The organism is Verticiella sediminum (genome assembly GCF_007558815.1).
GTDB lineage: Bacteria > Pseudomonadota > Gammaproteobacteria > Burkholderiales > Burkholderiaceae_B > Verticiella > Verticiella sediminum.
In genome coordinates this window covers 66,167-88,110 of record NZ_VLTJ01000002.1, presented here as the reverse complement: position 1 = coordinate 88,110, position 21,944 = coordinate 66,167, and the positions used below count along the sequence as shown (strand labels likewise).

18 protein-coding genes are annotated in these 21,944 nt (G+C 61.2%); 2 read left to right on the top strand and 16 right to left on the bottom strand.

All coding sequences use genetic code 11. The features are described from left to right. Positions 1 to 556: 556 nt before the first annotated feature. From FOZ76_RS27795 to FOZ76_RS01030, 7 genes are all read right to left on the bottom strand, one after another. The gene (locus FOZ76_RS27795; RefSeq protein ID WP_246129238.1) at positions 557 to 1,048 is read right to left on the bottom strand and encodes a hypothetical protein; all 492 of its coding nucleotides are present in this window, start codon (positions 1,046 to 1,048) and stop codon (positions 557 to 559) included. A 193-nt stretch (positions 1,049 to 1,241) separates the two neighbouring features. Then, entirely contained in the window at positions 1,242 to 1,712 is a 471-nt protein-coding gene (locus FOZ76_RS27790) for an STY4528 family pathogenicity island replication protein (protein ID WP_246129237.1), read from the bottom strand. A 788-nt stretch (positions 1,713 to 2,500) separates the two neighbouring features. Then, positions 2,501 to 2,929, bottom strand: a complete 429-nt coding sequence (locus tag FOZ76_RS01050; protein ID WP_143946268.1) for a Zn-ribbon domain-containing OB-fold protein — start codon at positions 2,927 to 2,929, stop codon at positions 2,501 to 2,503. A 2-nt stretch (positions 2,930 to 2,931) separates the two neighbouring features. After that, positions 2,932 to 4,077 carry a thiolase family protein gene (locus tag FOZ76_RS01045; RefSeq protein ID WP_143946267.1) on the bottom strand — a complete coding sequence of 382 codons (1,146 nt, stop codon included), beginning with the start codon at positions 4,075 to 4,077 and terminating at the stop codon, positions 2,932 to 2,934. Between the two features lie 27 nt (positions 4,078 to 4,104). Further along, positions 4,105 to 4,887, bottom strand: coding sequence for an enoyl-CoA hydratase/isomerase family protein (locus FOZ76_RS01040; protein WP_143946266.1), 783 nt, complete (start codon positions 4,885 to 4,887; stop codon positions 4,105 to 4,107). A 40-nt stretch (positions 4,888 to 4,927) separates the two neighbouring features. Beyond that, positions 4,928 to 6,163 (bottom strand): CaiB/BaiF CoA transferase family protein, encoded by a 1,236-nt coding sequence (locus FOZ76_RS01035; protein WP_143946265.1) that lies wholly within the window; start codon positions 6,161 to 6,163, stop codon positions 4,928 to 4,930. Then, positions 6,160 to 7,452, bottom strand: coding sequence for a CaiB/BaiF CoA transferase family protein (locus FOZ76_RS01030; protein WP_143946264.1), 1,293 nt, complete (start codon positions 7,450 to 7,452; stop codon positions 6,160 to 6,162). Before FOZ76_RS01030 ends, FOZ76_RS01035 begins: the two co-directional genes overlap by 4 nt. A 184-nt stretch (positions 7,453 to 7,636) precedes the next feature. Here FOZ76_RS01030 and FOZ76_RS01025 point away from each other — a divergent pair, with 184 nt between their 5' ends. Further along, a complete protein-coding gene (locus FOZ76_RS01025; protein WP_143946263.1) occupies positions 7,637 to 8,440 on the top strand; it encodes an IclR family transcriptional regulator in 804 nt (267 codons plus the stop codon). A 118-nt stretch (positions 8,441 to 8,558) separates the two neighbouring features. Here the strand turns inward: FOZ76_RS01025 and FOZ76_RS01020 are convergent, their stop codons facing one another. From FOZ76_RS01020 to FOZ76_RS01010, 3 genes are read right to left on the bottom strand one after another with little or no spacing between them, the layout of a single operon-like run. Then, entirely contained in the window at positions 8,559 to 9,950 is a 1,392-nt protein-coding gene (locus FOZ76_RS01020) for a CoA transferase (RefSeq protein WP_143946262.1), read from the bottom strand. Between the two features lie 24 nt (positions 9,951 to 9,974). Continuing rightward, a complete protein-coding gene (locus FOZ76_RS01015; protein ID WP_143946261.1) occupies positions 9,975 to 10,958 on the bottom strand; it encodes a Bug family tripartite tricarboxylate transporter substrate binding protein in 984 nt (327 codons plus the stop codon). Positions 10,959 to 10,985: 27 nt separating this feature from the next. Continuing rightward, entirely contained in the window at positions 10,986 to 12,023 is a 1,038-nt protein-coding gene (locus FOZ76_RS01010) for an Ldh family oxidoreductase (protein ID WP_170235244.1), read from the bottom strand. 267 nt (positions 12,024 to 12,290) lie between these two features. Here FOZ76_RS01010 and FOZ76_RS01005 point away from each other — a divergent pair, with 267 nt between their 5' ends. Then, the gene (locus FOZ76_RS01005) at positions 12,291 to 13,706 is read left to right on the top strand and encodes a CoA transferase (protein WP_211365914.1); all 1,416 of its coding nucleotides are present in this window, start codon (positions 12,291 to 12,293) and stop codon (positions 13,704 to 13,706) included. 245 nt (positions 13,707 to 13,951) lie between these two features. Here FOZ76_RS01005 and FOZ76_RS01000 read toward each other — a convergent pair whose 3' ends face one another. The 6 genes from FOZ76_RS01000 to FOZ76_RS00975 form a co-directional block, all read right to left on the bottom strand. Further along, entirely contained in the window at positions 13,952 to 15,196 is a 1,245-nt protein-coding gene (locus FOZ76_RS01000; protein WP_143946259.1) for a CaiB/BaiF CoA transferase family protein, read from the bottom strand. A gap of 56 nt (positions 15,197 to 15,252) precedes the next feature. Next, on the bottom strand, positions 15,253 to 16,239 hold the full coding sequence (locus FOZ76_RS00995; protein WP_170235243.1) for a Bug family tripartite tricarboxylate transporter substrate binding protein: 987 nt from the start codon (positions 16,237 to 16,239) through the stop codon (positions 15,253 to 15,255). A 144-nt stretch (positions 16,240 to 16,383) separates the two neighbouring features. Further along, the gene (locus tag FOZ76_RS00990) at positions 16,384 to 17,997 is read right to left on the bottom strand and encodes an ABC-F family ATP-binding cassette domain-containing protein (RefSeq protein ID WP_143946257.1); all 1,614 of its coding nucleotides are present in this window, start codon (positions 17,995 to 17,997) and stop codon (positions 16,384 to 16,386) included. Positions 17,998 to 18,787: 790 nt separating this feature from the next. Continuing rightward, on the bottom strand, positions 18,788 to 19,084 hold the full coding sequence (locus FOZ76_RS00985) for a hypothetical protein (RefSeq protein WP_143946256.1): 297 nt from the start codon (positions 19,082 to 19,084) through the stop codon (positions 18,788 to 18,790). A 181-nt stretch (positions 19,085 to 19,265) separates the two neighbouring features. Continuing rightward, positions 19,266 to 20,174 carry a TIGR01777 family oxidoreductase gene (locus FOZ76_RS00980; RefSeq protein ID WP_143946255.1) on the bottom strand — a complete coding sequence of 303 codons (909 nt, stop codon included), beginning with the start codon at positions 20,172 to 20,174 and terminating at the stop codon, positions 19,266 to 19,268. A gap of 668 nt (positions 20,175 to 20,842) precedes the next feature. Then, complete coding sequence (locus FOZ76_RS00975; protein WP_143946254.1) at positions 20,843 to 21,931, bottom strand: CaiB/BaiF CoA transferase family protein; 1,089 nt, start codon at positions 21,929 to 21,931, stop codon at positions 20,843 to 20,845. Positions 21,932 to 21,944 lie beyond the last annotated feature (13 nt).

Below are 21,944 nucleotides of genomic sequence, written 5' to 3'. Positions count from 1 at the left end.
AGTGGTTAGTGTTGGTGCCAACTCGCCAAGGCGAGATCCCGTGAGGGCAAGGGCATGGTGTTCAGGAGACACCAGGGCCTCGAATGAGGCGTCCGTCTTGCTCCCTGCTGGAAGCTCGGACGGAGGTACTACAAGACGAGAGTGATGTGAACGTGGACGAGTCCTCCTATGAAGTGAGTGAGATGAGAAATGCAGCGGGAGCCCTGTACGTTGCACAGGGGCAATTGCCGCAAAGGACAGTGCGCCAGGCGGCACGGTAGGGATGAGTTCAAACAGACGAAGAAGGCTCCGCCCTGGGGAGGGCCGGTATGCGGTCGGAGCCTGGGCATACCTGGGGTGGTTCCGCCCTGTCGGGCCAGCGCTTGCAGGAACCTGCGCTGTTGGGGCTGCCGATGTACGAAGCCCATCGGTCTTGGCAACTGCCCGGGCAGTTTAGGGCGGCCATCATCATGTATGCCGCACGCAATAGGAACTGGCTTTCGCCCGCATTGTTGGCGGTGTTGCGCGGGTCGTCACTGCGGCGTGCCGTGACGACCGCGTTTTGCGGCAGCATTTGCTACGCAGGGTGCGGCTGCCATCCCCTGGCCTGCATTGCCTGCGCTGCGATGTCCCCAGCATTCGTCGGAGCGTTCAGCATCTTGCGGATGTTGGCGATGTGCGCGAGGGCAGTTTCACGCGATGCCGGTGGAGCATTCGGTTCCGGGCGGGCTTCGGTGCGCGGCGGAGCTGCAGGCCGATTCTCGGCAGTCCGTGGGATGGCAGACGTCTCCTTGCGACCTGCCCACAGGCGGAATTCGCCAGCAAGTACGCACTTCACCAAGGCGAAGAAGTAGGCCACGATATTGCGCACGGTGCCGCTCTGGCTGCGTGCCTGCAACTCGTCGAGCACTTCCTGACGATGCTGCGGCGGCAGCCGCCGCAAGGCGGCCTGCACGTCTTTTTGCTGATCTGCCTGGGCATTGCTCAGGCAAGGCGGCAAGCTCACCGACTGCGATGCCGAATGGCCGTCGCCTTCGCGCGCGCGGTACGTACGTTCTTTTTTATACATATACGTCTCATACGTACTGTCCTGCTCAGCCGTCATGTGGCGAGCGTGTTCGGTCTGTTGCGGAACAAGCGTGCTGCCAGCGGAATCGCCAGACAATGGCTGTGGGTCGGCTGCCTCGCTCGCTTGCGACGGCGGCGTAGGGGGCAAATCATCGTCATCGTGGCGTTGATCGTGGGTCGCAATGGAGGCGGCTTCAGGTGCCTGCGCCAGCGCTGTCTGAATGTGGACGGCAACCCGATCCACCTGGTTGTTTTCGTGGCCGATAGAAGATTGCAGAAGCGCGGGCAGGCTGGCATCGAGCGTGCGCCTGTTGGAAATCGAGGGCGCTTTCGTGAACCTGATACAGCTCGCTGAGCACATGCCCCGTCAGAGGGTCGCGTTGCTGGCCGCCCAGACTGATCCACCCCGTCAGCCGAAGCACGACGAGAACGCGCCGGGCCGTCTCGTACCCGGCCCGCTGCCCCAGCGGGGTAGAGGTGAGATAGCGACGCAACTGCCCCAGGTTGGCCAGCGGACTGATGCCCTCCGCAGAGCGCAGCATGCGCAGCACCTGCCAGCCATTGCGCTCCAGCGGCGTGAGGCGAGCATCGAGCATGAGCGAGGCGGGCGTGCTGAACAGGGCATCTTGCCCCAGCGGGTTGTGGCGGGTGTGATGGTCTGCCATGAGAGTTCTCCGAGGTCTGGGCCCCAGCGGCCCGTTCCCTTGCATCTCATCGCGTACCGTTCCAGGCGTCAGCCAACAATGCGGTCTGCGCCATACCCGTTTTATCCGGCAGGCGCAGCGCTGGCACCGGCATCCAGACTGATCTATCATCCCGATACCCCTATGGGGGTACAACTGGGGGTACTTCCAGCGATTCCCGCAAAGGCCGTGGCCCGATTTCCCCGCGAAACCTAGTGTTCACAAGCCTTTGCCGACCGATCAACGTTTAAACGTGTGATCAACGTCTGACGGTTCCTGGCCGATATCTTCGACTACATCGAGGTCTTCTACGAGCGCAATCGACGCCACAGCCATCTGGGTGGCGTCAGCCCGGAGGCGTCTGGACACGCCGCCGCGTGAGGTGCCTAGCTGTTCACCATCTCGGGGGGAGTCCACAGAGGCGCCCGTCCGGCGTGGCTGTGGATCGGTCAGCGAGATCCGCCGAGCCAGCGCTTGCTCGAGCACTGCGTGGTCGAGTGCTTCGAGGTACTCGACCACGGCACGGGTCCCGAGTGCGGGTGCGACCAGTCAGCAGCATCGCTGGCAGGCACACAGCTTTGGCGGCTGCCGATCCACATGCTCTGCCTCGCGGATATGACAAAACCTGCGCCGGCCAAGCGATCGCGCTAACCGGTCAGAGATTCGTGCGCCACCCTACCTGCGAGAAACGCGGGCGATGGTTTGCTCACATGCGCCCCTCACACACGATGACGACCACAACCATCGCCGCCAGTTCGACAGCGGCAGCGTTACGCTTTTGATTCCGCCAAGCGAAACCGAGGGATGGTGATGTCCGGTGTCACGCGATCGAACACCGCTTCAAGGCGATCTCCCACCTTTACAGCGTCATTGGGAACACCCACGACGTTACTGTACATCCGGGGTCCCTCATCCAATTGCACAAGCGCTACGTTGTAGGGAACATCCTGTGCGAATGCCCTGTTGTAGACCTGATGGAACACAACGTAGGAGAAAACCGTGCCCTTGCCACTGAGACGCTGCCAGTGAAAATCGGTGCTTAGGCAGCGCGGGCAGCAATGGCTGATTGGAAAGCGGATATGGTTGCAGCTATCGCACTGCTGCATGGCAAGATGCTGATCGCGGCATGCTTCCCAGAAAGGACGGTTGTCATCGCTGATGGTGGGTAGTGGCTTTGTATATTCGTTAGTCGCGCTCATGTTCAGCCTTTGGTGAGGATCGTTGCGTTGGCACAGTTCAGTGCCTGTCCGCGGCCGGTGACCAGGCAGACTTCAGCACCTGGAACTTGCCGCACACCGCATTCGCCACGCATCTGGCGAACACCTTCAACGATATGCAGCCACCCTTCCATATAGGATTCGGACAGGTTGCCCCCTGCGGTATTGATAGGAAGCTCGCCTCCCAGTTGAATACGCCCGCCCTCCACAAAAGCGCCGGCCTCTCCAACTTTGCAGAATCCTGCATGTTCGAACCAAACCAGTACGCTGCTGGTGAAGTTGTCGTAGAGTTGGCACACATCAATGTCGGCCGGCCCTACATCCGCCATGGCGTATGCGTCGGAAACGGCAAGCTTCTGATGAGGCACATACCACCAATCTTCCCGCTCCATGTTCTCGGTCGTATAGGCCTGCCCCATGCCCGAGATATTCACCACCGGCTGCTTGAGGTCTCGAGCCCGCTCCGGCGTAGTGACAATGATGCACACCGCACCATCGGAGATCAGGCAGCAATCCAGAAGATGCAATGGCTCCACGATAAAGCGCGAACTCTGATGGTCTTCGATGGTGATGGGCGTACGCATTACCGCCTCCGGATTCATCGAAGCGTGTTTACGGCAAGCCACCGCGATTTCGCCCAATTGGCGGCTGGTTGTTCCGTAGAGCGCCATATGCCGCGATGCAGTGATCGCACTGTTGGCCGCTGCCGCCATGAAGCCCCAAATGCCCCAGGAATCGCCCCAGCCAGATGCACGATTGAACTTGTTGCCGCCCGTGGCGGCACAGTCGCTGAAAATACACGCGACATAGTTGGCAAATCCGCCATTGACGGCTAGCGCGGCCTCGTGGAGCAGTGCTCCCGCAGTGCCGCCACCCATGTTCTTGCTGCCGGTGTACCGTGGATTGATCCCGAATGTTTCGCCCAGGCGCAAGTAATTCAGCGCGGCTTCCGGCGACACGGTACCGGGCATGGTCAGGAGACCGTCGATCTGGTTTTTTTGCAAGCCGCAATCATCTAGAGCGCGCTTGAACGCCTCTGTGGCCAGGGTCACAGGCGTTTCATCGGGTAGTTTGCCCTGCCGGCTAGCCCCGACCCCAGCGATGGCGGTTTTATCTTTAAGTGGATGCATGGAGGATAACGTAGAAGAAAAAATGATTCAGCGGCCTGAAAATTGCGGCGTACGCTTCTCGGCGAAGGCTTTACGGCCTTCGATACGGTCCTCGCTGTTATAGAGAAGACCAAAGGCGTTGCGTTCGGCATCCATGGCGGCATCGAGAGGCATATCCTGCCCCTGCAGCACCATCCGCTTGACCGCCCGCACCGACAAAGGCGCGTTACCGGCGATCTGTTGAGCAAGCGCCTGGGCTGCTTCACTCAGTTCTGCCTGCGCATGGACTCGGCTGACCAGCCCGACGCGCAGTGCTTCAGCCGCGTCGACGCGCTCACCCGTGAGCAGCATCATCATGGCGTCGGAACGGCCAATGTAACGGGGCAGGCGAACGGTGCCTCCCGCACCGGGCATGCTTCCCACACGAACCTCCGACAACGCGAACTGTGCGTTTTCCGAGCAAATTCGGATATCGCAGGCCAGGGCCAGCTCCATGCCGCCGCCCATGGCATAGCCGTTGATGGCCGCGATCATGGGTTTGTCGGTACGCAGATTGGCGATGAGAGAACCGGCCCCCCGCACATCCCCATAGACCTGCTGGGCCGGCGTGTCCGAAGTGGGCATGGTGCGCTTCAGGTCCGAGCCCACGCAAAACGCCTTCTCGCCAGCGCCCGTCACCACCGCGACGCGTATCTGCGGATCGGTACGGATACGATCCCAGGCCGCATGCAGTTCGACCCGCATCGCCGGATCGACCGCATTCATTGAGTCCGGTCTGTTGAGAACTATGGTGGCAACGTGGCCATCCAACGTGATTTCTACGCTCGCCATCCGACTTTCCTATGTTGATATGTGATCTTCGAACCGGTGCTCAACTCAGCGCACCTTCCTGAGTCAGGACTTCGATTTCGTTCTCATCGAGTCCGAGCAGTTCACGACAGACCTCGCGTGTGTGCTGGCCCAACAGCGGCGCCGGCTGCTTGACGTTCGACGGAGCACGCTTCATGCGAAAAGGCTGAGCGTTGTAGAGCGAAGGCCCCATTTCCGGATGGTTCAAGGTAAGCCAGTGGCCTCGGTGCACCAACTGAGGGTCGACGATCACGTCTGCAGCGGTGTTGACCACTGCAGCGGCTATACCGCAGGCCTGCAGGGCTTGCATCAATTCCGTTGCGTCGCGCTGCAACGTCACGGAAGAGATCAGTTCGCGCAAAGGTTCCGCATGTTTGCGACGGCCTGCGGCGGTTGCAAAGCGTGAATCGTCCATCCATGCAGGCTGGCCGAGCGCGCCTGCCAAGGCTTTCCATTGCGTTTCGGAATGGATGCCAATGGTGATCCAACGGTCCTCGCCCGCACATGGAAAAGCGTCGTACGGCGCAGCCTGGTCCGCACTGGCATTGCCGCTGGGCGAGCCTTTCACGCCGTTGACGGTGTAATCAAGCACAGCCGGCCCCAACAGCGCAATCGTCGGCTCGGTCTGGGCTAGATCGATATACTGACCTTGGCCCGTGCGGCGCCGGTGACGCAAAGCGGCCAGCACCGCGAACGTGGCGTGGCATGGATTGGGAAGATGATCCGGGTAATTGGTGCCAGTGCCCGCCGGCTCTCGACCCGGCAAGCCAGTCATGTATTGCATGCCGGTGACAGCCGCCATGGTGGCGCCGTAGCCGAGGTAATCTTTTTCCGGGCCGCTCGAGCCTTGCATCGACATGGCCAGGTAGATGATGTCGGGCTTGATGGCTCGCACGGTCTCGTAGCCAAGCCCGAAGCGTTCCATGACGCCGGGCGTGAAGTTGTTGGCGATGACATCGCTCTGCTGTATCAGGCGCGTCACCAGCCCCAGCGCACGTGGGTGCTTCATGTTGAGTGTCAGACTGCGCTTGCCGGAATTGCGATCGGCGAAATAGCCGCTGCGATTGACGCCCTTGATGCCATCTTTGTAGGGTGCAGCCAGTCGCAACGAATCGATGCGCTCCGTGCTCTCGATTTTCACCACGTCGGCACCTGAATCGGACAGCATTTTGGTGGTGTATGAACCTGCGCCTATCCATGTGAAATCAGTCACCCGAATGCCGGCCAACGGTGGGGCGGAATGGTTTGTGTCGCTCACAGCGGGTGATACTCCGATGTTGGACGTTCTGCTGCCGTCTGCGATGGCAGCCCCAGTTCGGCCAATATGGCGTCATTGTCTTGCCCCAAGGTGGGCGCCGGCCCCTTCAGGTGCCAAGGTGTCGCGGCCAGACGATAAGGTGCGCCAGGCATGCGCAGCGCCTTGGATGTCGCCGGATGCTGAACATCCACAAAATAGCCTCGAGTCGCCAATTGCTCACTGGCCACCAGATCGGCTGGCGTCTGAATCGCTGCCACCGGCACATGCCTGCGCTGACCTTCGGCATACAGCCATGCCTTGGATTTCCCAAGCGCCCATTTCCCAAACACTTCCATGAAGGTCCTCTTGGCCTCTTCCGATTCCAGATATTCGGTGCTTGTCCATTCTTCGCCCAGCAATCGCTCCAAACCCGGAACGGACTCATCCTTCAGCCACTGCAACGTGAGTGTCCAGAAACGGTTGGCTCCGATGCCGCCCGCCATCATGTAGATATGGCCATCCACGCAGGCATACACGCCGGTGCCGGCGAAGCGTTGACGACCAGCGCTGCGTTTGCGCACCACACCCTGCAAGTCATAGAACTGCACTGCGTTTTCCATCGCGAGCACCATGCACTCCTGCATGGACACGTCAACGTGATCTCCTTTGCCGGTGAGTTCGGCCCGTGTCAGCGCAAGCATCGACGACACCGCACCGAACATGCTGGCGCCGGCATAGCCTTGCTGCGCACACGCGCCCACAGGTTGCGAATCAGGATAGCCACCCAAATACAAGAACCCTCCCGACGCGATGCCCGCGAGGTCATCAGCCTCGTGCTGGGCATAGGGGCCATCCTGGCCAAAAGGAGTGATGCTTGTCATCACCAATTGAGGGCGCCCTTTCGTCAAAACATCAAAGCCACATCCCACACTATCGAGATAGCCTGGGCGCTCGCCCTCGATGACCAAGTCCGACGTTGCCACAAGGCGGCGAAACGTGGCGGCGCCTTCGGGAGCACTCAGATCCAACGTGATGCCGCGCTTACTGGTGTTCAGATAGTTGAAGGTGAGGCTATGCGATGCATTGTCCGTGGCACCAGGCCGGCCGCCGATAAAAGGACCAAAGCCTCGGCTTTTGGCACCATGGGGCGGCTCAACCAGGATCACCTCGGCACCAAGCTCTGCAAACATCTTGCCGCAATAGTGCCCAAGCGGGCTGGCAAGCTCGATGACTCGCAACCCTTCGAGCGCGCCAGCCGGCAGCTCAGCGGAAGTGGATGACTGGAACATATTGATCTCTTGGGCTTTCATCGACACATCATGGTCGGAACCGGCATGCTGCCAGTCGGCATGCGAACAAAAAAAATTTCACGATTTCAGGCCCTCATGCAAGTTCACAAAGTGGAACGTTAAGAATCTATGAGAGACTTTATTCCCAAGTCTCCTGGGTTCAAATAGCTCAGGTTAAAATTCGGTTCCATATAATGGGAAATCCATGCGAACGACAAGCGGCGTGCCAGGCACGCAAATCATCCGGCGCATCACCGTGCTCTTGAGATTGCTGGGCGCGCACAATCGGCATGGCGCGCGACTGACCGAGCTGTGCAGAGATGCAGGGCTCGAACGCTCAACCGTTCACCGCATCCTGCAAGGTTTGGCGGCCGAGGGAATGGTGATGCAGGACCATAAGAGCAAACGTTACTTTCTAGGCCAAGCCGTCTACGAGCTGGGCTTGGCAGCCGCCCCGAAGGTGCAGTTGCGTGACATTGCCCAGCCGTTTCTGATGGCGGTCGCCGAGCAAACCGGGGACACGGTTTTTCTGAGCGAAAGGGCGGGCTTCGACGGTGTCTGTCTGGACCGCAAGGAGGGCGGCTTCCCCATCAAAGCGTTCGTGCTCGAACCGGGTAAGCGCCGCCCTCTGTCCGTTGGCTGCGGCAACCTGTCGATGCTCAGCGCGCTACCCGACGACGAGGTTGCACGCATATGCCTGGCGAACGCATCGCGCATGGCCGAAAAATACCCCCGCATCACGCCAGAGGTGCTGCGTTCGCGCATCTCGGTCACACGCCAGCAAGGTTACGCACACACTGAAGTGGTCGAAACGGTAGGCGTGAGCTCAATAGCTGTGTGCGTACGGGATGAGAACAAAATGCCTGTGGCAGCCATCAGCGTTTCCAGCGTCAGCTACCGACTCGAGGGTCAGCGCGTGTTTGAAGCGCTGGCATTCCTTCAACATGCCGTACGCGAGATTGAAGCGCTGATGCCTAATGTCGCCGGTTCGCGTTTCACTATCCGCTGAAAACGCCGATCTCCGCGTCGTTCTCATTCAGTGACGCAATTCCGTGACCGTGCCAGAGAAGTTCCGCCCTTCGAGAAAGGCCCAGGCAACGCAACTCGGTCTGGACCTTGATCGATTTTCACCACGCCGGCGCACTAGATCCCAGCTTGGGCGCGGGCTTGTCCCAACAACCTTGCGTTTCCGACAGGCGTAGAACCGGAGCAAGGTGTTTCAACTCGCCATATCCGGTATTGGAAACCATGGATATTGACTCGACTTCCGCCTCGGAAAGGGCGGCGGTCAAGTCGTAGGCCACCTTGCCCATCCGGTAGAGGAACATGCCGGATTGACATAGTGATACGCGCACATGGTAAGAGCCGCCTTCGCGGGCCCGTCGCGCCAGTGCCAACAGCGCACCGTAGGCGGCGAGGTTGCCGGTCGTGTAATCACAAACTGCCGCAGGAGCCAGCTTGGGTTTGTCCATGCCGCTGTCCAGCACGATACCGGTTGTGGCCTGGCTGATTTGCTCCCAGCCTCGCCGGGAAGAAAGAGGCCCTCCATATCCGAAGCAACTGATCGAGATATAGACAATTCCGGGACGCATTTCATGGAGTTGCTCAGGGCTCAGACCATAGTGGTCCATGACCCCGGACCGGTATCCCTGACTGAAGACGTCCGTGCTCTTGATGAGTTGCCGGATGGTCGCAAGATCTTCGCTCTTGTCGAAATCCAGGAAACAACTGCGCTTGCCGTGACTTGTATCCAGGACGTGCTCGGGCACCTGTGGCAGCCGCTCAGCCGCTACCATCAGGACATCGGCCCCGTGCTCTGCCAGCGTCCTGGCTGCCATCGGGCCGGCCAGAATGCGCGTCAGATCAAGGACTCGAATACCCGACAGGGGGCGACCGTCCGGGTTGAACGGCATAGGATCGGAATCCCCGATTTTGGTGACTTCCAATACCGGGCGCTTGGCCAGCATGGCGCCATGGGGGTGCCGGAGCCACTCCGCATTGGATCGGACGACGGAGCCGCAGGCACCCGCCTCGGCAATGGCCTCCTCGAGATCGAGCGAGTCCCATTCCGAGATGGCCTTGGATACCGACTCTGCGTTCGACTCACACTTCAGCACTTCGATCACTCGATCGTGCAGGTGAGGCAAATTGAAATGCGGCATGAACCAGCGCCCGTCCTTGCAAAGCCAAGGATGAGTCAGCGTTCGCATGTGGTTCATCTCTCGAGTAGAGAAAAGGTCCCAGCTTCCGGATGGCCCGCGGGTCCGTATCAGCTTCGAACCGATGCAGGTCGCCGCGGCATGGCGCACATCGACCTCCACGTTCTGGCGCCGACCGGTTTTCATTTCTTGGATGTCGGTGACCGCCACCCCCACCGCAGCGATCGCGTTGGCAGTAGCCTCGCCGATCTTGAACGGATTCGGAAAGACCGGATCCTGCCCCTTGATGGTGACTTCGCCGGGCTCCGGCATCCCCAGGCCGCGAACCTGCATGATCTCTTCAAATGAAGTGCTCATCATTTACCTTGACCCGAACTTCAAGTGTTATTGATCAAATTTGATGCTGGAGTTGCGGACGATGTCTTTCCATCGCGCGATGTCCTCCGACACAACCTTGCGAAACTCTTCCGGACTGCTTCCCACAGCGGTGACGCCTTGAGTATCCATTGCTGCCTTGACTGAAGGTGTCTTCAGAACTTCCTTCAGCGCCTCGTTCAGGCGTCGGATGATGGGTTCCGGCGTACCCGCCGGCGCGAAGATTCCGAACCAGTTTTCCAGCGCCAACCCTTCGATCCCCAACTCCCCGACTGTTGGAACGTCCGGCAGAAGCTTGGCTCGCTCACTACTGAGCACAGCCAACGCATGCAGCGTCCCCGACTGTATCAGTGGGGCTGCGAATGGGACGGCAGCCGAAGTGACGTCAATCTGACTTGCCTGCAATGCCGTGAACATGGACCCTGCGCCCTTGTACGGAACATAGGTCACCGTGCTGTTGGTCTTGGAATTCATCCATTCGCCGGTCAGGTGAGTGATATCACCCATGCCATTGGTGCCGTAGTTCACCTTGCCCGGATTGGCGTGAGTGTAGGCCAGATATTCTTGGTACGTCTTGAATGGCGCGTTGGGAGAAGCCACGATTACCGACGCCCGGCGACTGATTTGAGAAACCGGTATGAGATCCTTCTCGATATCGAAACGCAATCCCTTGTAGTAAGACGGCAGCGTGGTCAATGTGCCGGAATTCGCCAGTAGCGTGTAGCCGTCGGGCTTCGCCCTGGCAACATAGTCACTGCCGATGGAGGTACCGCCTCCCGCCCTGTAGTCAATGACGACGGGCTGTCCCAAAATTTCACCAAGCCTGACGGAGTAGTTTCGGGCTTCGGTATCTACCGGCCCTCCCGCCGAGAATGGAACAATCAGGGTGATGGGGCGATTGGGATAATCCGCATCGGACGCCGCGAAACTAGGCGTCAGGGTAAACGCCGTCAGTACCGAGGCAATGGACATCAGAACACGTGCGGGTTTCATAATTATGTGTCTCCTGAATGGATTTGCTTACTGGCTGAGAGCCTCAAGCGAATCGATGACTTTCTTGTCAAACACCAGCCCCTGAGTCAGACGCTGGCGCCGCTCGCGAAATGCACGCTCGGACGGGACACGGATTTCGTCCACACCAGGCTGACGCCTGACCGACTTGAGGTGGTTGATGAGGTCTGTGGCCTGCGCCTCGAACTCACCCCCCGGCTGCAGCGTGCGCGGATCAATCACCAGGAAGACAAATCCGTAGTCTGCCGGCATGTTGCGAGGCAGCGAGGATCCAGCCAACAGTCCGAGCGCCTGCACAGCCAGCGACAAGCCGTAACCCTTGTGGCCGCCAAACGGAACGACACCCCCTTCGAGGACTGCGGCAGCGTCGGTAGAAGGCTTTCCGTTTGCATCGACGCCGATACCCTCCGGCAGCGGTAAACCCAGATGGGCATGAAGGCCCACATCACCCCACATCATCGAGGCAGTCCCGATGTCGATGATCAGCGGGTCCTTGGTCGTGGGAAACCCCAGGCACATTGGATTCGTTCCCAGCGCCACCTGGGCACCACCCGGAGGAACCACGCGAGGCATGGCGCTCGCGACATGGACACAAACAAAGCCTTCCTTCACGACCAGTTCGGTGTAATACGCGTTGCGGCCGCTGAAGTAGCTATTGTTCACCCCGACGATCGCAAAGCCCGATGCCTTGGCCTTCTTGATAGCCAACTGGGCAGCGTGATAAACCGAAACGTAACCAACGTTATTACCGCCATCCATCAAGGCGGACAACGGTGTCTCGTGCACAATCTTCACTGGCGCGCGATGCTCGATCCGCTTGTTTTCCGCGATGGCGAGAATGCGCGGCAAGCTGGTGAAGCGGTATCCGCACAGCGCATTGTCGATAAGCTGGTCAACGGTAATTTTGGCGTCCTCTTCGGAGAAGCCGAGAGCACGAAGCGCTTTCATTCCCACCGCTTCTGCGTCGGGAATGCTCATGCGCACGGTATCTGGCCCATCCTTGTCCAGCAGCGATGTGGACTGGGGGTCTAGTAGATTGGTCGTCATATCTGTCTCATGTCGTGGAAGTAGGGAAATCCCTACACTGACGGGACGCTCAAGTCCGCGGGGACAGCGGCTGACGCGAACAACACATGTTCTTCGGCCGTTCACGCCGTCCTTGGGTCGCAATGATGGCTTGCAGAACTTCCGCTGGCTACGGGCAAGGGCACGAAATCGTTCCATAACGTGGCATTCGCGGTTCAGACATCGAGCGTGTCAAAGGTTCGACGCAATAATGGGCTAAGTCCAAATGCGTCGATAAGGAGAACCGCCATGAACCCTTACCTGGAAGAACTCATGCGCATCCGTGGTCGTGAATTACCCGCGGACGAGATCACAATCAAGGGACAAGACCCTGTCCTGCCGACACGCATCAAGATCGGGGAAGCGGCAGCCGACGTACTGGCGGGCATCGGGATTGCAGTCACGGATATTCATGAGCTCCGGACGGGCAGGCGCCAACAGATATCGATCGACGTACGCCACGCAGCCGCAGCCTGCCTGAGCACTCGACTGATGCGCAAAGCCGAAGCGGACGGCAGTTGGACAAAAGATCCGTTCATGACGCCGGCCATGAGACATATGAGAACGTTGTCCCAGCCTTGGCAGTGCAAGGACGGGCGATGGTTTTATCCTCAATTCAATCTGCAGCATCTGCACGATCGCGTGATCGGGGTATTGGGTTGCGAGTCCACCGCCGAAGCCGTTGCCAGCGCCATCGCGAAGTGGGATTCGGATGACCTGGAGCAAGCCATTGCGGCCGCCGCTGCCTGTGGCGCGGTCGTTCGCTCCAATGCCGAATGGCTGGAGCATCCGCAGGGGCGCGCACTGGCCGGCAAACCCGTGGTCGAAATCACAAAAATCGGCGAATCCGACCCTGTCCCGTTTCCTGAAGGGCCGAGGCCCCTATCAGGCATAAGGGCACTTGACCTGACTCGCATTCTCGCCGGGCCGATCACCTCGCGTACGCTGGCCGAGCACGGTGCGGATGTGCTCATGGTCACCGCCTCCGACCTCCCCCAAGTGCTTGAACATGTGGTGGACACCAGCCACGGCAAACGCAGCACTTATCTGGATGTCAGGAAGGTCGACGATCTCTCCACATTGAAAGGCCTGGTGCGCGACGCGGATGTGTTCAGCCAAGGGTACCGGCCTGGCGCTCTTGTCAAATATGGCCTCGGACCGGAAGAGCTGGCGAAAGAGCGCCCCGGAATTGTCTATGTGTCCATCAGTTGCTACGGTGATGGCGGCCCGTTCTCCGACCGCCGTGGATGGGAGCAGATGGCGCAGTCCTGCACCGGCCTCTGCCTCGAAAGTGCAGGCCCGAGGCCCAAGCTGGCTCCGGCCGCAGTCTGCGACTACACAACCGGCTACAACGGAGCGTATGGCGTACTGCTGGCATTGGCTCGACGCGCGCGGGAGGGGGGCTCCTATCACGTGAAGGTTTCGCTATGCCAGTCCGGCATGTTCGTCTACCGCCACGGCCTTCTCGACCATCCGGGTTCGGAGGTGGGGCTATCCGACGACGAAGTGGGCCGAATCATGATGGAAGGCCGCGGAAGCTACGGCACCCTCAGGAATTTGGCGCCAGTGCTGCGTTTGTCTGAAACGTCGCCGGGGTGGAGTACGAAATTTCCCGTACTTGGCTCCAGTCCGGCAGAGTGGGTAGGCCCGGATCGCCGCCCGTAAAGTCACGGCAAGTTCAGGTGGTGCCAACATGGGCGCACTCCTGCGGGTGCAAGTCCCGGCTGGTGGCCATTCGGACTTCCGCTTCAACGTTTGACGATCCTGCTGCACCGAGCGGAGCCTGATGGCGTTCGGTGGACTAAGAAGATCGTGGCATCAAGAGGCCACGAAAAACACGTCTACCGAGTGCCTGGCCCTGTCGCGCTTGCACCTACAATCGGAAGTTTGCCGATTCTCTGTCCGGCTCTTTAGTTCCGGCCTTCCGGACCGGCTGCCGCAGCGCTCTCGGCAGTGGCCGGGCCCAACGTGCCCCTGTCGCGAAACTGCCGGATCTGCGCCGCACTGTAGCCTGCCTGCTGCAGGATCTCGTCCGTATGCTGGCCGAGCAGCGGGGCGCAGGTCTCTAGGGTCGGCGTCTTGTCCTGCCATTGAAAACCGGCACCGGCCATTCGAAATTCTCCTTTGGGCGTCTTCACGGTTTGCAGTACGGCCCGATGCTCGAGTTGCGGATGCTGGATGATCTCGTCCAGCCGGCGGACCATTCCGCAGGGGATGTCGGCTGCCGTGAGCGTCTGCTCCCAGTAGCTCGCGTTGTGGGGCGCCATCGCGGTTTCGATCATGCCTCGCAGGGCCGGCTCATGTTCCGTGCGCGTGAACCAGTCGGTGAAACGGGGGTCGTCCAGGGCTTGCGGAATGCCCAATGTCACCATCAGCTTGGCGAAATGTTTTTCGTTCAGGACGGCAAGGACGATGTCTCCGTCGCCGGTCCTGAATCGGTTCGCGGTGACTTTGCGGCTGACCGAGAGGTTGCCCATCTGCGTATGTTTGACTCCGCCCATCGTGGCCTCGCAGACTTGCGATGCGAGAAAGACCAAGGCCGAATCGAGCATGGATACGTCGAGAAAGCCGCCTTGCCCGGTGTTTTCCCGTTCGTACAGCGCGCTTGAGATGGCGAAGGCGCCGGTCATTCCGGCAATGAGGTCACACACGGCAAAGCCGGTGCGCATGGGGCCGCCCGCGGGGTCTCCCGTCATGGCCATCATGCCCGACATCGCCTGGATCTTGCCGTCGAACGCCGCCGTATATTGCTCCGGCCCGGAATGGCCGAACCCTGAGATGGAACAATAGATCAGGCGGGGATTCAGCGCTTTCAAGGCGTCGTAGCCCAGTCCCAGGCGCTTCATGACGCCGGGGCGGAAGTTTTCGCAGACGACGTCCACGTCCTTGATCAGGCTGCGAATGATGGAGACGCCTTCGGGGGAATTCAAGTCGAGCGCAAGGCTGCGCTTGTTGGGGTTCATTGCCAGGAACGTCGGCGACATTTTTGCATCGGCCAGTGCTCTGTCTATCGTCGTCTTGCGCGTTGGATCCCCTTCCAGGGACTCGACCTTGATGACGTCCGCACCCAGAACGGCGAACTGGAAGGTCGCGAACGGCCCTGCAAGGTACCGCGTAAAGTCGAGAATCTTGACCTGGCTGAACGGCATACTCATCGATGTCTCCTGATCCGTGGCGTGCCGGCCGTCTGGCCGGCATCGAAAGCGATGCCTTATTGGCTCGTCCCCAGGCCTATCGTGGGCAGGAAGGCGCGATTGAATTCGAGATCCGCCTCCAGGGCGCGGCGAAAGTCCGCGGCGTTGGTCCAGTCCGAGGTCAGGCTGAGCGCCACTGCCTTGGTGTGAAATTCGGGGTCGTTGGTGACACTTTCCAAGGCGTCCTGCAGCTTTGCCATGATGCCGGGCGCGACGCCTTTGGGCGCAAACACGCCGAACGTAGGCCCGGTCGGCAGGCGCACCGGCACGCCGGCTTCTTCCGCGGTCGGCACGTCGGGCAATTCTTCATGCCGGCTCTTATAGAACGCAGCCAATGGCACCACACGGCCGGACTTGGCGGCGGCTACCGTTACCCCGTCGATCAGGACGTCGATCTGGCCCCCCATCAGTGCAGTAACACTCTGGTTCGACCCTTTGAAGGGCACATGCAGCATATCGATCCCGGCAGCGTGTTGCAGGATCTCGCCATTGATGTGTGACGAGGCGCCTACGCCTACCGACCCGAACGTCAGCTTCCCAGGATCGCCCTTCGCGAGCGCGATCAATTCCTCCAGCGTCGCTACATTGAGCTGCTTGCTCACCGCAAGCACAGGGACATATCCCGCGACCCCGCCCACCACGTCGATGATATCCAGCGGCTCGGGAGACATCTTGGACAGCACGGGCAGCGTAGCGAAGGTGGAATAGGTGCCCAACAGCAAGGTGTAGCCATCGGGTTCGGCGCGGGCGACGGCCTCGGTGCCTACCATGCCCGTGCCGCCCGGCCTGTTCTCAACGACGAAATTCGCCTGCAGCTTGCGCGACAGCCCGTCCCCCACCAGCCTGGCCAAGCCATCGGCATTGCCGCCGGGTGGATAGGGGACGATGATGCGCACTGCGTGTGTCGGCCAATCCTCCGCCCGGGCGGGCGCGCCGAGCAAGGACGCGGCGCAGAGCAAGAGCGCAGAGACTTTGAGTAGGTTGGCCAGTCCTGCATTGCGCATGTTTGTCTCCTCATTTGAGTTATCGAATGCGCTGCGTTGCATCTGCCCTTGGGTTCAAAGGGTCTTCTGCATTAAATAGTCGTTCAAATAGTTTGTCAAACGTTCTAATATATTGAACGTTGTGGGTAGGCCATGGCAATGAGATCACCATGGTTCCAATAGCCAGCCGTTCTCGTTCGCCAGCAGGCGGTCGGTCAGATCGAGGTTGTCCATGAACGCATCGTCGTGCGAAACCACGATCAAGGCGCCCCGATAGCTGCGCAGCATGGCTTCCAGCGCCTGGGCGGAGGGAAGGTCGAGGTGGTTGCTCGGTTCATCCAGCAATAGCAGTTGTGGGGGCGGATCGGCATAGAGCACGCGTGCCAGCGCCGCCTTCAGGTGCTCGCCACCGCTGAGCGATCCGCTGGCTGCCACGATCTTCTGCGCGTCCAGGCCGAGCTGCGCAAGCCGCATGCGCCGTTTGCCTTCGGTCGCCGTCTGGTTGGCCGCCCGCAGTTGATCGAGCGCTGTCAGGCTCGGGTCCAGGCTGGCCAGCCGCTGGTCGAGATAGACGCTCCCGGGCGTGACCTTGCAGGTCCCGGCCAGGGGGCCGAGCTGCCCGGCCAGTACCTTGAGCAAGGTGGATTTGCCGCAGCCGTTCGGGCCGATCACGCCCACGCGCTGCCGGCCACTCAGCGTCAGGCTGATGCGGCGGGTGGCTCCCGTGACGAAAGGCAGTTCCACCTCGTCCAGTTCCACCACGCGCCGCTGTGCCGCCTGCGCGATCGGCAGCGCGTGCAGGACGATGGGCGCCTCGTTCTCCACCTGCTGTGCCGCCTCGCGCACGCGCTGGGCAAGCTGCTGCTGGGCCAAGGCGTGCTGCTGGCGCAGCTTGCCTGCCGAAGCTTCGCTGCGCTCTTTCTGGCGATCGAGCAGGATCTTTGCCTGGTTGGCTTCCTTCCCATGCCGGCTGCCTCGGGCCAGCCTTCGCTCCTGGCGCTCGCGTTGCTCGCGCATGGCCTGCTCCTCGCGCTGGCGCTCGAGCTTGCGCTGTTCGAGTTGCTGGAGGGCGGTTTGCCGCTCCTGCGCCTTGCTCTGGACATAGAACGTGTAGTTGCCGCCATAGCTGCGCAGCCCCAGCGAGGAGAGGTCCACGATGCGCGCCAGGCTTTCCAGCAGTTGCCGGTCATGGCTGACGACCAGCAGCCCGCGCGGCCAATCGTGCAATTGTTCGATCAATGCCTGTCGGTTCGGACGGTCGAGATGGTTGCTGGGCTCGTCCAGGATCAGGAAGTCCGCATCCGACAGCATGGCGCCGATCAGGGCGACACGCATGGCCTCGCCACCACTGAGCGTATCCGCCGGCGTCGTGGCATCGAGAGGGTCCAGGCCATTGCGCTCGAGCGCTTGCCGAAGCCGCTGGCGAATGTCCCAGTCATCGCCCACCGCATCGAAATCCTCGGGCGCACTGCTGCCGGCCTCTATGCGCGCGAGTGCGTCCAGCGTGTGCCGCATGCCCGCTAGATCGGCCACGGTGGAACCTTCCGGAGGAGACACCTGCTGTGCGAGGTAACGCACGCTGCCGGCGCGCAGACAGCGTCCGGTGGTGGGCTGTATCTGCCCGGCCAGCATGCGGGCCAGAACGGTCTTGCCTGCGCCATTGCGTCCGACCAGCCCGGTGGGGCGCTGGTCGAAGGTTTCGTTCAGATCGGAGAACAGCGTCCTGCCGTCCGACAGGACATAGGAAACGCCTTTCAGCGTGAGATAGGGATTCGTCATGCTTCATTCCAAGGATGCCAGGAGCTCCCCCGCTTCAGGGGGCCGGTGGAGACTGGCCGTCATGCCGACGGCGGCATCAATGGCGCATGGGACGAATACCTCGGGGATGGGTGATGAGGCTCTTACTATAAAAGGACATGTGGAGATTGACAAAAGCGGGCGGGCGAGGTGCAGCGCTTCGCTGGGATTGCCGCTTTCGATCTGCTGAATAGCGTGCGCACATGGCATCGCTACGTTGTCGGAGGGCCGGCTGCACGTCGAGCATGCATGCGGTTGGAAATGTCGTCGACATGCGTTCGGCTCCGCCGAGGGCAACGCGCGGCAATACCTCCAGGGTGTCGCAACCGCAAGGATGGCCTCGCAACGAGATTCACCAATGCGCGGGAATGGTCGAGGGTGGAGCCGATGTGCCCATCTACGTAGCGATGGGACTGCAGCATCGCCATCGACGCCTATCCATGGGTGTCTTTTGTGGGCGTCTTTTGGATACCATCGTCACGTTCTTGATGCTCGGTCGGGGATGTGAGTCCCTTGTCTTAGCTGGGTTAAATTCGGTAGAATTTTAGGGTTGGTTTTTTTCTTTAAAAATCAATGGGTTGTTCTAAGGGTGTTCCCCGCGCATGCGGGGATGAACCGCCCCGGATATTGACCTGGTGATCGATCCGGCCATGTTCCCCGCAGATGCGGGGATGAACCGGGCCAGTGCTTCGCGCTGCTGCAGGGCGGGCAGTGTTCCCCGCGCTGCGGGGATGCCGAATATCGCCCTGCGTACTACCGTGCCGAAGCATGCTCATGCTATGCAGACAAACGGCTCCTGCTGCATGGCGGCATCCTCGGAAGAGCCTGGCGGGCGGATACTGTTGCCGGGCATGACATTGCAGCACCCTTCGCCATTGCCGAGCAGAGGCACGATGGTGGCGGGTTCTTCTCCTATGTGATATTGCTCCCGCCCAGGAAATATTACAAATGTCCCAGCAATAGAAGGATTCCATGTTGAGCGGGTTGAACTGGCCTTTTCCTTTATGGCTAAGTCTTTACCATTTGTTCCTGCAAAGATAATTGCAGAGACCCGGGACAGGTTCGGCATCTTCTCCGTAGGATAGCCTCGACGAGGCCACGCGCGGTACTAGGATCATCAGGTTTCTCCGGGATCACGGCATATCCTGCGCAGCGGTACAAGTGCGCTGTGCCGCAGGTCGACGACGTTGGGCAGACATGGCTGGCTTTTGAATGAGCGGACAAGCTACTCCCACAGCGCCTCAAGCGTTCTACTTCCCAGTGCGATGGAGCACGTCCGCGAGCGCCTCATCCAACCGAGGATGACGAAACGGGTACCCTGCTTCCAGTGCGCGGCGAGGTGCCAGGCGTTGACCGCCCAGCAGCAGCACCGACATGTCGCCGAGCGCGAGGCGCAAGGCCCATGCCGGTACGGGTAAGACCGCGGGGCGCCGCAGCGCTTGGGCCAGCGCTTGGGTGAACTCGACATTGCGAACCTGCTGTGGCGCGCAGGCGTTGTAAGGGTCGACGCAATCTTCACGCTGCAACAGAAAGTCGATCAGGCCGACCTCGTCCTCCAGGTGGATCCAGGGCATCCATTGCTCGCCACGGCCGAGGCGCCCACCCAGCCCCAGGCTGAACGGCAGGCGCAGCCGCGCCAGGAACCCGCCTTGGGGAGCGAGCACGGGAGCGGTGCGTATCAGCACGACGCGCATGTCGAGCTGCCGCGCGCGCTCGGCTTCCTGCTCCCAGGCGACGCACAGTTTGCTGCCGAAGTCGGCCCGGCTTGCCGGGCTGTTCTCATCCAGGTGTCGCTGCTCTCCGTCGCCGTACCAGCCGACGGCGGAGCCGGACAGGAGTACGGCAGGGCGGCTTGGCTGGTCGCCGAGCCAGGCCACGAGTTCCCGCGTCAGATCCACCCGACTGCTCCACAACACCTTGCGGCGTGAGGCGGTCCAGGGCCTGCCGGCGATCGATGCGCCGGCCAGATTGACGACGGCGTCCAGCGGAGCCGCCCCGTCGAGATCCCGCAGCCGGCCTATCCCGCGCGCACCGCTGCAAAGTGAGGGCACGCGTTGGGGGCTGCGGCTCCAGACGATGAGTTCGTGCCCCTGTTCATGCCAGTGACGGCATAGGGCACGGCCGATCAGGCCGGTTCCACCGGTGAGCAGGATGCGCATGGCCAACTCCTGGAGAGGGTTCGGACGTATCGACAAGTCGGAGATTGTCCATCATAGGCCGGAGTATGGGTTGTCTTCGCTAGGGAATGCTGAATTCCGGCGCGCGTCGTGTCAGGCCGCGACGAAGGGCATTTGATAGCTTGTGTCTATATGCACTCTGAATCGGAATTCGACGGTTGGCTGGAGGACCTGTTTTGCTTCGCTCTGACGCTTTGGACGTTGGGCTGTTGCTGTTTCGGTCGGGGAAATTTCTGCTGGATAATGCCGGAATTGTTGCGGTGCAGCATTCGGTAGAAATTTAAGGTGCGGTTTTTTCTTTTAAAATCAGAAGCTTGTGTTAAGAGTGTTCCCCGCGCATGCGGGGATGAACCGCCGCCATGGACGCGGCGATCGAGGAGGGCACGGTGTTCCCCGCGCATGCGGGGATGAACCGAAGGTGCAGGTCGTTCGCGCCCAAAAAGCAGAAGTGTTCCCCGCGCATGCGGGGATGAACCGGGGCCGAGCCCGGCGACCCGAGCGAGCGGGATGTGTTCCCCGCGTATGCGGGGATGAACCAGGTGGCCGACCTTCCGAGGCACGTCCTGCTGACCTGCCCCACGTAAAACTCCACGGTTAGTGTCGGCGACCACTCGCCAGGCGAGATCCCGTGAGGGCAATAGCAGAAGGCCTTAAACGGCGGTGAAAGCCCGCAGCCGCAGGCCAGGCGCGGGCCGCAGGTGGCCGTCGTGCCCCGTCTCCTCGACGAAGGCGGAACGCGCCAGGAATGCGGCATCGCTCAGTGCTTCGTCCATCGTGGACACCGGGGTGACGCATGCGTCCACGCCGGCGAACTCGCGCGTCCATTCGTCGCGGCTGCGCGTGCGAACGATGGCGGCGACTTCCTCTCGTATGCGGGGCCACGACGCCGGATCTTCGCTGTCGCGTGCAAACTCGGCCGGCAACCCGATGGTGGTGAAGAACGCTTCCCGGAAGACGGGCTCCATGGCGCCGACCGCGATGTGCCGCCCGTCGCGCGTTTCATAGACGCCATACCAGGGTGCGCCGCCGTCCAGAAAGTTGCCGCCGCGCCCGCCTTGCCAGTCGCCGCGGGCGCGGATGGCGAACAGCGATGTCATCAAGCTCAGCACGCCTTCGGCCATCGAGATGTCGATGACGCAGCCGCGGCCCGAGCGTTCGCGCTCCAGCAGCGCGGCGCAGATGCCGTACGCGGCCTGCAGGGAACCGCCCGCGAAGTCGGCCAGCAGGTTCAACGGGGGAACCGGGCCGCTGTCTGCCGTGCCGATTGCGTCCAGCGCGCCGGTGGCGGCGAGGTAGTTGATGTCGTGGCCCGCCAGTTGCGAGCGCGGGCCGTCCTGGCCCCAGCCGGTGATGCGCGCGTACACCAGGCGCGGGTTGACTGCCATGCAATCGGCCGGACCGAGGCCCAGCCGTTCCATCGCGCCCGGGCGAAAGCCCTCGACCAGCACATCGGCCGACGCGATGAGGTCTTGCGCGCGGGCGCGGTCGGCGTCCTGCTTGAGATTCAGCGACAAGGCGGATTTGGCGCGGTCGGTGTAGCGCCAGCGTGGATCGCCGCGCTTGCCGGCGACCTCGCGTTCGACTTGCACGACCTCGGCTCCCATGTCCGCAAGCATCATGGTGCAGAGCGGAACCGGTCCTTTGGCATGGAATTCGACCACCCGCATGCCGCGCAGGGGCTTGAGCGCAACCGTGCCGGGTTCCTCGCCGCGATCGGCGCTGGATGGGGTGTCTTTCATTGCGTGGTTTCCC

Coding starts and splice junctions, on each gene's coding strand:
- FOZ76_RS27795 (WP_246129238.1), bottom strand. CDS start 1,048: ATGTATAAAAAAGAACGTACGTACCGCGCGCGCGAAGGCGACGGCCAT.
- FOZ76_RS27790 (WP_246129237.1), bottom strand. CDS start 1,712: ATGGCAGACCATCACACCCGCCACAACCCGCTGGGGCAAGATGCCCTG.
- FOZ76_RS01050 (WP_143946268.1), bottom strand. CDS start 2,929: ATGAGCGCGACTAACGAATATACAAAGCCACTACCCACCATCAGCGAT.
- FOZ76_RS01045 (WP_143946267.1), bottom strand. CDS start 4,077: ATGCATCCACTTAAAGATAAAACCGCCATCGCTGGGGTCGGGGCTAGC.
- FOZ76_RS01040 (WP_143946266.1), bottom strand. CDS start 4,887: ATGGCGAGCGTAGAAATCACGTTGGATGGCCACGTTGCCACCATAGTT.
- FOZ76_RS01030 (WP_143946264.1), bottom strand. CDS start 7,452: ATGAAAGCCCAAGAGATCAATATGTTCCAGTCATCCACTTCCGCTGAG.
- FOZ76_RS01025 (WP_143946263.1), top strand. CDS start 7,637: ATGCGAACGACAAGCGGCGTGCCAGGCACGCAAATCATCCGGCGCATC.
- FOZ76_RS01020 (WP_143946262.1), bottom strand. CDS start 9,950: ATGATGAGCACTTCATTTGAAGAGATCATGCAGGTTCGCGGCCTGGGG.
- FOZ76_RS01015 (WP_143946261.1), bottom strand. CDS start 10,958: ATGAAACCCGCACGTGTTCTGATGTCCATTGCCTCGGTACTGACGGCG.
- FOZ76_RS01010 (WP_170235244.1), bottom strand. CDS start 12,023: ATGACGACCAATCTACTAGACCCCCAGTCCACATCGCTGCTGGACAAG.
- FOZ76_RS01005 (WP_211365914.1), top strand. CDS start 12,291: ATGAACCCTTACCTGGAAGAACTCATGCGCATCCGTGGTCGTGAATTA.
- FOZ76_RS01000 (WP_143946259.1), bottom strand. CDS start 15,196: ATGAGTATGCCGTTCAGCCAGGTCAAGATTCTCGACTTTACGCGGTAC.
- FOZ76_RS00995 (WP_170235243.1), bottom strand. CDS start 16,239: ATGCGCAATGCAGGACTGGCCAACCTACTCAAAGTCTCTGCGCTCTTG.
- FOZ76_RS00990 (WP_143946257.1), bottom strand. CDS start 17,997: ATGACGAATCCCTATCTCACGCTGAAAGGCGTTTCCTATGTCCTGTCG.
- FOZ76_RS00985 (WP_143946256.1), bottom strand. CDS start 19,084: ATGCCGAACCTGTCCCGGGTCTCTGCAATTATCTTTGCAGGAACAAAT.
- FOZ76_RS00980 (WP_143946255.1), bottom strand. CDS start 20,174: ATGCGCATCCTGCTCACCGGTGGAACCGGCCTGATCGGCCGTGCCCTA.
- FOZ76_RS00975 (WP_143946254.1), bottom strand. CDS start 21,931: ATGAAAGACACCCCATCCAGCGCCGATCGCGGCGAGGAACCCGGCACG.